The 12,513-nt window shown below is 68.6% G+C and carries 9 protein-coding genes; 8 read left to right on the forward strand and 1 reads right to left on the reverse strand.

Annotation, left to right across the window (positions count from 1 at the left end):
• Nucleotides 1-194: 194 nt before the first annotated feature.
• From AQZ59_RS09350 to AQZ59_RS03755, 8 genes are all read left to right on the forward strand, one after another.
• Nucleotides 195-1,232: a hypothetical protein gene (locus AQZ59_RS09350; protein WP_062613276.1), complete on the forward strand. Its 1,038-nt coding sequence runs from the start codon at nucleotides 195-197 to the stop codon at nucleotides 1,230-1,232.
• A gap of 2 nt (nucleotides 1,233-1,234) precedes the next feature.
• Nucleotides 1,235-3,217, forward strand: a complete 1,983-nt coding sequence (locus AQZ59_RS03735) for a hypothetical protein (RefSeq protein ID WP_062613278.1) — start codon at nucleotides 1,235-1,237, stop codon at nucleotides 3,215-3,217.
• A 616-nt stretch (nucleotides 3,218-3,833) separates the two neighbouring features.
• Nucleotides 3,834-3,980 carry a FeoA domain-containing protein gene (locus tag AQZ59_RS08975; RefSeq protein WP_236698653.1) on the forward strand — a complete coding sequence of 49 codons (147 nt, stop codon included), beginning with the start codon at nucleotides 3,834-3,836 and terminating at the stop codon, nucleotides 3,978-3,980.
• On the forward strand, nucleotides 3,977-5,803 hold the full coding sequence (gene feoB / locus AQZ59_RS03740; protein ID WP_236698654.1) for a ferrous iron transporter B: 1,827 nt from the start codon (nucleotides 3,977-3,979) through the stop codon (nucleotides 5,801-5,803). The genes AQZ59_RS08975 and feoB overlap by 4 nt, the downstream gene beginning before the upstream one ends.
• The gene (locus AQZ59_RS09735; RefSeq protein WP_236698655.1) at nucleotides 5,733-6,254 is read left to right on the forward strand and encodes a nucleoside recognition domain-containing protein; all 522 of its coding nucleotides are present in this window, start codon (nucleotides 5,733-5,735) and stop codon (nucleotides 6,252-6,254) included. The genes feoB and AQZ59_RS09735 overlap by 71 nt, the downstream gene beginning before the upstream one ends.
• Nucleotides 6,251-6,610 (forward strand): hypothetical protein, encoded by a 360-nt coding sequence (locus AQZ59_RS03745; protein WP_062613279.1) that lies wholly within the window; start codon nucleotides 6,251-6,253, stop codon nucleotides 6,608-6,610. Before AQZ59_RS09735 ends, AQZ59_RS03745 begins: the two co-directional genes overlap by 4 nt.
• Nucleotides 6,611-6,640: 30 nt before the next feature.
• Nucleotides 6,641-9,574, forward strand: a complete 2,934-nt coding sequence (locus AQZ59_RS03750) for an FAD-binding and (Fe-S)-binding domain-containing protein (protein WP_062613281.1) — start codon at nucleotides 6,641-6,643, stop codon at nucleotides 9,572-9,574.
• Nucleotides 9,575-9,782: 208 nt separating this feature from the next.
• A complete protein-coding gene (locus tag AQZ59_RS03755) occupies nucleotides 9,783-11,315 on the forward strand; it encodes a hypothetical protein (RefSeq protein WP_062613283.1) in 1,533 nt (510 codons plus the stop codon).
• Between the two features lie 153 nt (nucleotides 11,316-11,468).
• Here the strand turns inward: AQZ59_RS03755 and AQZ59_RS03760 are convergent, their stop codons facing one another.
• A complete protein-coding gene (locus AQZ59_RS03760) occupies nucleotides 11,469-12,506 on the reverse strand; it encodes an alpha/beta hydrolase (RefSeq protein WP_062613285.1) in 1,038 nt (345 codons plus the stop codon).
• Nucleotides 12,507-12,513: the final 7 nt, after the last annotated feature.

Genomic DNA, 12,513 nt, shown 5'->3' on the forward strand with positions numbered 1-12,513 from the left:
GCGGGCGAATCGGGAGGGGCTCGGCCAGGGATGGCCGAGCCCCTCCTTCTTTCCGCTGGCGGGCCGGGCGGCGTCGGTGGGCGCGGGCCGGGCGGCGTCGTCGGGAAATCGATGCCCCCAAAGTGACGTAAGTTATAGTGATAGGGTCATGTCGCACAGACGTGCCCCTCACACGCACACACGAAAGGGAAATCGTGGACAACGAACTCACACCCACGCCTGAATCGGCAGATGGTACCGAGACCGCGCCGCTTCAAAGGGCTGACGGCCCCGAGGCGGCGGGCGCCGCGCAGTCGGCCCCCACGGAGCCGCTGCCCCAAAACCCCACGGAGCCGCTCGAGCAGGCCGCTCCGGCTGACTACACGCCCACCGACTCCTACGCCGCGGCCCCGGCCAACACCTATGGGCAGGCGCCCGGCGCCCCGGCGTCGTCGGCCGCCGAGAACGCCCCACAGGCCTACGATCCGAACGCGGCCCCTGCCTACGTGCCCTACGTGCCCGGCCAGGGCTACGACCCGAACGCAGTCTACGCGGCCGGCGCCCCGGCGTCGTCGGCCCCCGCGAACCCCGCGGACTCCATCGGCGGGGTTTTTGGTGCCATGTGGTCCGTGATCAAGCTGATCCTGGGCGGCCGCCTGCTCGAGGCGATTAAGCTGGGCGAGTCCTACCGCTACTACTGGCACGTGGCCATGGGCATCTTCGTGTTCGTCGGCGCGCTCATCCCCGCGGGCGTCGGCGTGGCAGCGTTGAAGGGGATCGTCAAGTTTGTCAACACCTACAGCCGCTACGGCTTCGGCTACTCCGGCCCCAGCGTGGGCGACCTGCTCGGCACCGGGTTGAAGCTCTGGCTGTTCGGCGCGGTCGTCTTGGCGGCGTTGGTGTTCGCCTTCACGTGCGCCCTGTACTTCACACTGAAGATGCGAGGCGTCACCGTGCCGTTTGGGCAGGTGGCCACCCTGTGGTCGGTGTCGGCCACCCCGGCGATCTTCATGATGGTGATCGGCGCTTTCCTGGTCATCATCCCCACCACGGTCACGTTCTTCCTGGGCTTCCTCGTGCTCTCCATTGGCGTGGGCCTGGCGGGCAACATGGCGTTTATCGCGAACTACGTGGGGCTCAATCGGATCGCGCGGGCGGAGAAGTCGATGCTAGTCCCGTACGTCCTCTTCTGCGGGCTTGCCGCCGTGGTCGTCATGCTGATCTTCCTCATCCTCGGTCAGCTGGTCTCGTAGCCATGAAGACCAAGTCACGTTTCAGCGTGGTCGCCCTCGCGGTGGCCCTGCTCATGTTGCTCACGGCGTGCGGCGCGCGCCTGAACACCACCGTGGCCCTGGAGGAGGGCGGCGCCGGCACGCGCACGATCTCCTTCACCGTGGCCAACGACGCCGACACCCGGGACCGCATCACCGGCGGCTTCGAAGCCGCCGACGCCGCGATCGTCAAGCACCTGCCCGAAGGCCTCGAGTTCTCCGGGCTGACGATGGGCGAGGCGGAGGTGACGGGCAACTTCACCCTGTCCTTCACCGACATGGACGACTACAAGTCGAAGGTCACCGCGATCCTCGAGGCCGGCGGCCTTGACGGGGATCCCGAGATCACGTTCTTCTCCGCCGACGGCTCGTTCAAGAAGGGCTTCGAGTTCGAAGAAAGCTTCTCCTCCTCCGACCTGCTGGCCTGGGTGCCGGACGCGCTCGTCGTCGAAGGTGTCATCGCCGAAGACGACCGCAGCAACGTCATCGACGGCGAAGACCCCAGCACCGTCACCTACGGAGGGGAGACCTACACGTCGGACTACGGCGGCTCCATCTTCATCGATCAAACCCAGGACCAGGGCTTCGACAACGTCTACCTGACGATCGCTGACAACGACGACGGCTCGTTCGGGGCCGTCGTCGTGCTCGAACGCTACTCGAAGCCGACCGAGCCGATCAAGAAGATCGACGACGAGTTCCTCGGCAAGTTCTCCGGCATGACGATCGACTCCGACACCGACACCTCGACCAACAACTACCAGCGCTCGCTCAGCTTCGACGCGATCTCCGCCGAGGACCTCGTGTTGAAGCTCGACGACGTGTTCGGCGAGGGGGCGACGTCGTTCGAAGTCGGCACTGGCAGCGAAAACGGGGAAGCCAAGCTCCAGCGCACCTACCGCGGCACCGCCGACCCGGTGGAGCTGTGCAGCAGCTACTGCGGGCTAGAAGTACACATGATCGCACCCGAGGGCTACACCTCCGGGGGTGGCGACAACACCGACTACGCGTACGGCACCAGCTTCGAGTTCGCCTTCGACAAGGACATCGTCTTCGACTCGCTCGACTTCGCGGTGAACGTGTCGATGTCGAGGGAATGGACGCTCGACGTCGACGTCGTGCTCGATTCCACCGAATACGCCGACTTCCTCGACCAGGTGGAGGCCGCGCTCGCCGAGAACGGCGGTTCTATGAAGACCTCCGACACCGACGGCAAGCGCACCTACTCCTTCTCCTTCACGCCAAAGGACGAATCCGCGTACGCCTGGTCCGTCCGCGTCCGCACCCTCGAAGGCGTCGAGAAGGAGGTCACCGACGGCGACTACGAGGTCCAGCTCGAGCTCGACCCGTACGACTTCGTGGGTGGCGCCCAGATCTCCCAGGTGACGGGCAGCGTTGAACTCGGCACCATGCAGAAGTGGGCGAATGTTAGCGACTACCTGTGGACCCGCGATGGTGACACGTACACCTACTCCGTCTCCGACGCCAGCTCGCTCTGGTTCGAGGGGTATGCGTCGGGTCCGACGATGGGCAAGCTGATAGGCATGATCATCGCTGCCGTGGTGGTGATCGCGCTCATCGCGCTGGCCATCATCTTCCGCAAGAAGATCGCCAAGCTGTTCTCCAAGGGGCCGAAGCCGGCGCCGTACCCGGGAGCTGCCGGTGCCGCCGGTGTGGCTGGGCCGGCGGGCGCGTATGGCGCGCAGCCATACAGCGTGCAGTCGGGGGCTCCGGTGGGCCCGGGCGCGCCGGGTCAGGGCGCCGAGCTCGGCGTTCAGCCGGAGGCTCCTCAGTTCTCCGCGGCCCACTCGGCCGAGGCCAGCACGTTTGCGGGAGCTCAGCCGGGCATCGCGCCGGGAGTTCCGGCAGGTCCTGGCGCGCAGGCCGGGCCGGGTGTGCCGGCACCGGGTGCTCCGGCACCGGGTGGCTCCGCCTCGGGCGAGTTCCGCGAGTACGACCTCACCTAACGCCAACGACACCGCATCTGACGCGAGCTGGAGTTGATCTGACGCCAGCTAACAGTGTGGGCCCGGACATCCGTCCGGGCCCACACTCATGCCCGCGCTTGCCTGCCGCGTCACCGCACGCCTGCCCGTGCGCCCGCACCCGCGCCTGCCCGTGCGTGCGTTTCGCGTCACCTGCGTCACCAGCGCCCGCAGAGCCCGCAGCGCCCACAGCCCCCGGGCACGAGCTCGCCACCACGCGCGCGGCCTTCCCGCCCGGCAGCTGCCCTCCGGCTGGTGGTCGTTGCAGATGCTGCACTACCTGGCAAGATGCGGCACTACTTTCCCGTTATTTAGTACCGCGTTTGTCAGTTTAGTGCCGCATCTGCTGAGAGGGGCCGGCGGCAGCCCACCGGCGGGCCGGCGGCAGACCACCGGCCGCCACCGCCGCACCCCAAACTGGAGTCATTCCAAGGTGTAAATAACGGGACTTTGGTCTTTCTTATATGAGCAAGGCAAGGATAGCCTTACTCGTGACAATTCCATATTTCCTGGAGGAAGAATGAAGCTCAGCTAATGCCCCACACGCGTTACGCTTCGACTCACTAACCTGAAGCTCCCCGAGCATAGCCTGCTGCGCATGCAGGAGATCGGTGTGCGGATTGGCGCCGAAGCCACGGTGATCCAGCATGCCGGTTTTGGCGGCTTGGTCCTTAATATTGCCGGCTCGCGCGTGGCGATCGACCACAGGTCCGCGAAGAACATCGAAGCGGAGCTGGTGGCATGACGGTCCAGGAAAAGGTCAAGGAAAACAAGCGTTACGCGGGCGTGACGATCGCACTGGTCGGCAACCCGAATGTCGGCAAGTCCACGCTCTTCAACGGCGTGACGGGCGCCCGCCAGGCGGTCATCAACGCCCCCGGCACCACGGTGGAGGTCAAGGCCGGCACGTGGCGGAGCCTCGGCGCCCGCGTGCTCGACCTGCCCGGCGCCTACTCGCTCATCCCCAACAGCCCGGATGAGAAGGTGGTGGCCGACACGCTCGCGGGCCCCGGTCGCGACGCCGCCGCCCCGGCTGACCACGGCCATCACGGCCACCGCGGCCCGCTCGATCAGGACGTCAACCTGGTGCTCGCCGTGCTCGACGGCGGCGCGCTCACCCGCTCCCTGTACCTCGTGGCCCAGCTGGCGCAGACGGGCTACCCGGTCGCGGCGGTGATCCACATGGCTGACGTCGCCGCCGATAACGGCATCAAGATCGACCCGTCGGTGGTTTCGCGCGAGCTTGGTATCCCGGTCATGATCTTTGACCCGCGCAAGCGCGGCCAGTACGCCCAGCTTGACCGCTTCGTCGAGCAGGCGATCCTCGAGCCGCGCCGCGTGTCCGGCCTCGACGCCGACCCCACGGCCCCCGGCTACAACGCCCGCGCGGCCGCGAACCCGCTGGCTAGCTGCCGGCTGTCCGACGTCGACGAGCGCGACCTCCTCGCCCAGACCTCCTGCGGCGGCGGTGCTGCGTGCGGTTGCGGCCACGACAAGGCTTCGTCCCTGGAGCTTGACGACGTCGCCCCCACGGGCCTCGCCTGCGGCTGCGGGCACGACCGCCCGACCAGCCTTGAGCTTGGCCCCACGCACACGACTGAGCCTGCCTCCGCCACGGATGCGGAGCTTGAGCGGGCCACCCGCCTGTTCGGCTGGGTGGACCGTGTGGAGTCGGCGATCAACACGTCCGCCGAGCGCCCTGAGACCCACGGGCCGTCGCGCTCGGATCGCGTGGACAAGGTGCTGCTCAACCCGGTGGCTGGCCCGATCGTGTTCTTCGCGGTCATGTGGCTGCTGTTCAAGCTGGCCGGCGAGTGGGTGGGTCCCATCCAGGACTGGTGTGATGCGATCTTCTCCAGCACGGACGAGGGCGCGATCTCACTGGCGAACGGCGTGAGCTGGCTGCTCGGCGTCGTCGGCCTGGGCGGAACGTGGGTGGATTCGCTCCTGGTGGGCGGTCTGTGTACGGGCCTGGGAGTGGTCGGGTCGTTCGTGCCGCTCATGTTCACGATCTTCGCCGCGCTGTCGATCTTGGAGGATTCGGGCTACATGGCCCGTGCCGCGTTCCTGGCGGACCGCCTCATGCGCCGCATCGGCCTGGACGGGCGCGTGGTGCTCCCGCTCATCATGGGCTTCGGCTGCAACCTGCCCTCCCTCGCCGCGGCCCGTACGCTGCCCTCCCCGGCGCAGCGCCTAGTCACGGTACTCATCACGCCGTACACTTCCTGCGCGGCGCGGCTGACGATCTACCTCATGATGACCAAGATCTTCTTCCCCAACAACGCAGGAACCGTGGTCTTCGCCCTCTACCTTGCCTCGATCGTGCTGGTGGTGCTGGGCGCGTGGGTGCTGAAGTTCTTCTATACCAAGAATGACGCCCAGTCCCCGCTCATGCTGATCCTGCCCGCCTACCAGGTGCCGCGCGCTTGTGCTGCTGCGTCAGGCGGTGCAGCGCTCGTGGATCTTCGTCAAGGGCGCGGGCAAGATCATCGTGGCCATGACCATGGTGGTGTGGCTGCTGGGCGCGATCCCGATGGGCGCGGGAGGCGCGGGCAAGTCCTTCGCTGACCCGGAGCTGCCGATGGAGGATTCGGCCTACGGGCAGGTGGCCAAGGTGCTCGAACCCGTCTTCGAGCCGGCCGGCTTCGGCGACTGGCACATGGCTGGCGCGCTCATGACTGGCTTCGTGGCGAAGGAAACCGTGGTGTCCTCGATCGTGGCCTCCTACAACATGGACCCGGAGGCCGCCGGCGACGCCGAAGACAACGGCGACGACCTCGGCGAACTTCCCGACCTCCTCGCCTCCACGTTCACGCAGACGGCCGGCGAGGGCTACCAGGGCCTGGCCGCGATCGCGTTCCTCGTCTTCGTCCTGGCCTACACCCCGTGCCTGGCTACGGTGGCCGAGCAGGCCCGCCTGATCGGCGGCAAGCGCACCACGATCGCTGTGGGCGCCCAGCTCGTCATCGCCTGGGCGCTGGCGGTGGGTATCTTCCAGATCGGGAAGCTGTTCCTGTGAACGCTCCCGCTCGCCTGAGTGCGCCCGCGGCTAACGTGGGCGCACCCGCGCGTCCGGCGTCCCTGCGCCCGGCTAGCCCGGCTAACGCTGCCAGCCAGCGTCCCGGCAGCCCCGCCTACTCGGTTGCCGACCGGGTCCTTGCCGAGATCCGGGCCGGCGGCACGATCCCTAACGTTGCGAAGAAGACCGGCACCAGCGAGGTCTTCGTCCGGGTGCTGGTGGACCACCTGGAGCGGACGGGGCTGGGCGGGTCGGCGTCGTCGTTGTGCTCGTCGGGACAGGGGGCGTGCGGGCCGAACGGCGCGCAGACTGACGAGGCTCTCATTAGTTGTGCAGGGTGCGCGTTCGCGCGCTAAAAAGGGGACAATGGCCTCGAAGGAGGCATCATGGAACCTACGCTTGCCCACGCGCTTGAGGCCGTCATCGAGGGGGACGTCCATTCCTCGCCCCGCGCTCGCGCCGAGTACGCGACGGACGCGTCGAATTATCGGGTCCCGCCGCAGGTGGTGGTGTGCCCCAAGAACGACGACGACGTCGCGGCCGTTCTGCGCATCTGCCGGGAGCGTTCGGTGCCACTGACGTCGCGCGGGGGTGGCACGTCGGTGGCGGGTAACGCGGTGGGTGAGGGCGTGGTCCTTGATTTTTCGCGTTACATGAATGCCATTGAGGTCGACCCGGTAGCGCGCACGGCCCGCGTCCAGCCGGGCGTGGTGATGAGCGATTTGCAGGCGGCGGCCGCCCCGTACGGCCTGCGCTTCGGCCCGGATCCTTCCACGCAAAATCGTGCCACGCTGGGTGGCATGATCGGCAACAACGCCTGTGGCCCGCACGCGGTGGCCTGGGGGCGAACGGCCGATAACGTGGTCTCCCTCGAGTGCCTGGACGGTATGGGCCGGCGCTTCACGGCCGGTGCGGGGGAGCTCAACGTGCCGGGGCTGGAGGCCCTCGTGGATGCCCACCTGGCCGACATTCGCAAAAACTTTGGCCGGTTTTCCCGCCAGGTCTCGGGCTATTCGCTCGAGCACCTCCTGCCCGAAGCCGGGCGCGACTTGGCGAAGATGCTGGTCGGCTCGGAGGGCACGCTCGTCGTGATGACGGAGGCGGTGGTGCGCCTGGTGCCGCTGGCGCAGACGCCCACGCTCGTGGTGCTCGGCTACCCGGACATGCCCGCGGCCGCCGACGCCGTGCCCGCGCTACTTCCCCATTCGCCGCTCGCGGTGGAGGGGATTGATGCGCAGCTGGTGGACGTGGTGCGGCGCAAGAAGGGCTCTGTGCCCGAGCTGCCGGAGGGCGGCGGCTGGCTGTTCATTGAGGTCGGGGCGCAGGAGGGCGAGGAGCTCGCGGTGGTCGAGGAGCGCGTGGCGGGCATCCTTCGCGACGCCGGCACCGACGCCGCCCGCGTCTGCCCGCCGGGGCCGGAGGCAACCGAGCTGTGGCGAATCCGCGCCGACGGTGCGGGGCTGGGCGGGCGGACGCCGTCGGGAGCCGCGGCCTGGCCGGGCTGGGAGGACTCGGCGGTGCCGCCGGAGAAGCTCGGCCCCTACTTGCGCGACCTGCGCGCCCTCATGGGTGCCAAGGGCCTGGACGGGCTCATGTACGGCCACTTCGGGGATGGGTGCGTGCATGTGCGCATTGACTTCCCGATCGAGGAGCTGGGCGGGGTGCCGGTGATGCGCGCGTTCATGGAGGAGGCCGCCGACGTGGCGGTGCGCTACGGCGGGTCGCTGTCAGGTGAGCACGGCGACGGGCGCGCCCGCTCCGAGCTGCTGACCCGCATGTACCCGCCGGAGGTCATCGAGCTGTTCGGCGCGGTCAAGGCACTCTTCGACCCGGAAGACGTGCTCAACCCGGGGGTGCTCGTGCGCCCGCGGCCCCTCGATTCTGACCTGCGCCGCCCCCACGCCTCGCCCAGTGAGTACGCCGGCGGCTTCCACTTCCGCGAGGACGACGCCGACCTCACCCGCGCCGTCCACCGCTGCACCGGCGTGGGCAACTGCCGGGCGAACCGCACGGGCGCGGGGTTTTTCATGTGCCCGTCGTACTTGGCCACGCGCGAGGAGAAGGACGCCACGCGCGGGCGGGCGCGCGTGTTGCAAGAGGCGACGAGCGGGAAGCTGATTAAGGGGTTCGCCGATGCGGCGCTGCGCGAGTCGCTCGACCTGTGCCTGGCGTGTAAAGCCTGCTCCTCCGACTGCCCCACGGGCGTGAACCTGGCCAAGTTCAAGTCCGAGGCGCTCTATCGAGGGTACAAGGGCAAGCTCCGTCCGCGCACGCACTACGTGCTGGGCAACCTGCCGCTGTTGGCCCGGTGGGCCACGGCCGTGCCCGGGGTGGCGGCAATCGCGAACGCGGCGCTCAAGGTCACGCCGCTGCGCAAGCTGGCCTTCGCCGTGGCTGGGCTGGACTCGCGCCGGCAGATGCCCGGGTTCGCTACGACGCGATTTTCCAAGCTCGCGCGGGCCGAGCAGGCCGAGATGCGGCGGGTCGGCGGCGAGCTGGCCGGGGCTGGCGCCGGCGAGGAGTCGCGGGTGCGGGCGGGGGCCGGGGACGGCGTCGTCGGCGCGCACGAGCTGGGGAAAAAGTACGTGATGCTGTGGGCCGACTCGTTCTCCGAGACGCTCGATACCACGGGCGCGCAGGCCATGGTGGCCGTGTTGCAGCGGGCGGGGTACACGGTGCTCATCCCGCCGTCGGACACGTGTTGCGGGCTGACGTGGATCACCACCGGGCAGCTGGGGCACGCGAAGAAGGAACTCACGCACCTGTTGGATGTGCTGGCGCCGTTCGCGGCGTCGGGGATCCCAATTGTGGGCGTGGAGCCGTCGTGTACGGCGGTGCTGCGCGAGGACATGCCCGACCTACTCGATGACGCCCGCGCCGGCCTCGTCTCCCACATGACCTACACGCTCGCCGAGCTGCTGACCGCGCCCGCACCGATAGGGCCGGAGGTGTGGACGCCGCCGGACCTCAGCGGCCTCACGGTGGTGGCCCAACCGCACTGCCACCACTACTCGGTCATGGGCTGGCTTGCCGACGCGGAGCTGCTGCGCCGCGCCGGCGCCGACCTCACCACGGTCTCAGGATGCTGCGGGCTCGCCGGCAACTTTGGCATGGAGAAGGGGCACTACGAGGTATCGGTCAAGGTTGCCGCCAACGACCTGTTGCCCAAACTCGCCGCCGCCCCCGACGATGCCGTCTACCTCGCCGACGGTTTCTCCTGCCGCACCCAGGCCGCCCAGCTGGCGGGCGACCAGGGCGTGCACCTCGCCGAACTCCTGCGCGACGGGGTGGCCGTGCGGCGCAAGGGCGGGCGCCGGTAGGGTGCGGCTGTGGTGGCCGGGCGGCGTCGTGAACGAGCCGGGCAGGAAGCCGGGGCGCGCCGTCGTTGGGCGGTTGGCTACGGGCGCGCGGGCGGGCACGGAAGGCGTGGTTGGCCGCGTGGCTGTCGGCAAGTCCACTTCACGGATGAGGCGGCGCCCATCCGGGGCCGGTAGGCTGGAATAAACTGAGGTGCGGGAAGGAGAACGCGTGGTGGTTTTCGCATTGCATCAGGGGCGCCTGGTGGCGGCGGCGCAGTCCGTGCCCAGTGAGGCGAGCCCCGAAATCCTTGACGCCGTACGCTCCCAAATCTTTGACTTTATCGGCCAACCGCTGTTCGGCGTGGGCTGGGCGGACCAGACCTTCCTCGCGCTTGATACGACGGGGCAGGTGGTGAGCGTTGACGTCGTGGAGGCGCTCTCCGCCCAGGACTTCAGCGCGGCGCTCACGCGCGCCGGCCGGCACGCCCAGATGAGCCGGGCCGCGCTCGGGCAGATGTACCCCGGCGGGCTCGAGTCCTTCGACGCCGACTACCGCGCCTTCGTCGACTCCGCTCCGCCGCGCACGGCGCCCGGGCCGCGCCTGCACATCTTCTCCCTGGCCTACGACACCGATGTCCTGTGCCCTATCCTCGCCCTGCGCGGCGGTGGGGTGGAGGCCCATCGGGTGCTGGCCTATCAGAGCGCGCAGGGACTGCTGGTAGAGATCGCCGAGCTGGCTGAGCTGACCGCGGCGCTGCCGTGGGCGGGAGAGGCGGTTGAGCCGGAGCTCGTTGCGGAGGAGTCGGCTACCGAAGAGGTCGTTGAGGGGGCGCCGGCCGAGGACGTGCCGGCCGAAGTGGTTAATGCTGCTGAGCCGGCGGCCGAAGAGCCGGCGGCGGACGTTGCAGAACCCGCCGAAGATGTGGCTGAGGCTGTTGAGGTTGCCGAGGTGGCCGACGTCGCGGAGCCTGAAGTCACGGCGGAGCCGTCGCCGGAGGCGGAGGAGATCGTCGACCGCGCCCAGCGCTACGACGACGCCTGGGACATCAGCGGCTGGCGCTTTGAGAAGGAGAGGCCGGCGAAGAGGTCGGCGTCGGAGGTCATGTCCACGGTGGAGTCCCGCCGAACCTCGCGGGAGAGCCGCCGGGCGCTGAGCGAGGAGGCCCGGGATCTCTTGGAAAAGAACCGCCAGGACGTGGGCCCCACCATGTACGACCAACTCATGAGCGAGGCCAAGCGCCCCGAACAGCGCCTGTGGGATATGAGCGCGCCGAAGGATCACGGTGCCACCATTTACTCGGAGCAGGCTTCGTCGGTGGCCTCGCAGGAGGCGGTGACCCGCGCGGCAATGCGCCCGTGGAAGTCGCTGGCTCCTGCTAAGCCTGCACCTGCCGGCTCGCCCGCGCCTGGGCCCCAGCGCGCCGACAGCTCCGATCGCGCGGCCGCGCCTGAGTCTGCTACCCAGCTCGCGGCTAACACGCGTGAGCCCAACATTGACTCCACGGACCTGCCCGAGCCCCTGCCGCGGATGCAGCAGGTCGTGGCCGAGGTGGGCGCTGTTGACGTGACGTGGCGCTCGCGGCGCCGCCGCCGGCGCAGCCTTTCCGCGCGGCTGACAGAGACCGGCCTGCTCGAGGTGGAGGGCAAGGGCGTGTTTGCGGATCCGTCGCAGGCTGCGGTGGCGGCTTCGGGCATGATCGGCGCGGACGGCTGGCGCATGTGGCTCGTCCCGGACGGCCGCTCCTTCGGCGAGATCGCCTAGCGCAGCACCCCCGCCCCGCTCCGGTACCCGCGCCGATTTGGGCGCCGATAATCCGTGTTACTGGCTTGGTTCCTGCTCGGCTCCGGCTCCCGTCGTCACAAGTCGTGAATCTGAGGGCGAGCGGGCTTCTATAGCGATCGGTAGCCGGTATTTTCACGAGTTGTGTCGGCCAGGCCCCGGGTCTGGTCGAACAGCGCCGCGGACGAAGCGCTCGATGTGGCCGTAGGCGTACTGGCGGGCGGAGCGCCGGGAGAGTAGTACGTCGTGGATGGCGTCCGGCACCTTGACCAGGGTGGTTACCCGCCCGAGCCAGGGCACGCGCTTCCAGATTTGGTCGACGTTGAGGACGGTGTCGGCGTGGCGCATCTGGTCATTCCACGTGTCGGAGTAGAAGGTCTGCGCGCTGGTGAGCACCAGGATCGGGCACTGGATGTCGAGCCCTTGGGCCACGCGCTCGTGCCCGTTGGCGATCGCGCGTAGCCAGCCGGCTCGGATGGGGAAGGAGGGCACTTGCCGGTAGCGCGGGTCGGGGTGCCAGCCGCCGTCGGTGACGAACGGGTCATCGCAGGGATCGGCGCTGGCTGCGGCGCGTTCCTCGTCGGTCATGTAGCCGGTCAAGAGCCGGTGGTAGAAGTCGTTGCCGGGCATGGGGATGACGGTGGTGCGCGAGAGGCGATGGATTGTGTCGAGGATGGGCTGGCTGGCGAGGCGCAGCGCGGTCTGGCCTTGGAATTCGAGCCAGGGGGAGTTGAGGATGACGCCGGCGAGGGCATCGGGGTGGCGGTCGGCCCAGAGTGTGGCGGTGAGGCCGCCGGTGGAGTGGCCATAGAGGAAGAGCGGGACGGTGTCGCCGAGTTCGGAGTAGATGACGTCGAGCGCTTCGTGGATCTCCTCGTCGTACGTGGATAGGTCCTCGATGTAGCCCCACATTTGGTCGTCGAGGTGCGAGCGGCCGTATTTGCGCAGGTCAATGGCGTAGAAGCGCCCGCCCATGCGCTCCACTTCGAGTGCGAACTCGTACTGGTAGAAGTAGTCGTTCCAGCCGTGGATTGCCAGCACCGCGAACGTGGGTGCGCTGTCCCCAGGCCGGTAGGTCACGAGTGTGGCGCGGTTGGGCCCGAACTCGTCGTCGTGCAGGGGGAGGGCGCGCTGGTAGAAGCCGTCCCCGAGGAAATCAGGTGTCCACGACATGCCACCA

This window comes from Trueperella bernardiae (assembly GCF_001469025.1).
In the GTDB taxonomy this organism is placed as follows: domain Bacteria; phylum Actinomycetota; class Actinomycetes; order Actinomycetales; family Actinomycetaceae; genus Trueperella; species Trueperella bernardiae.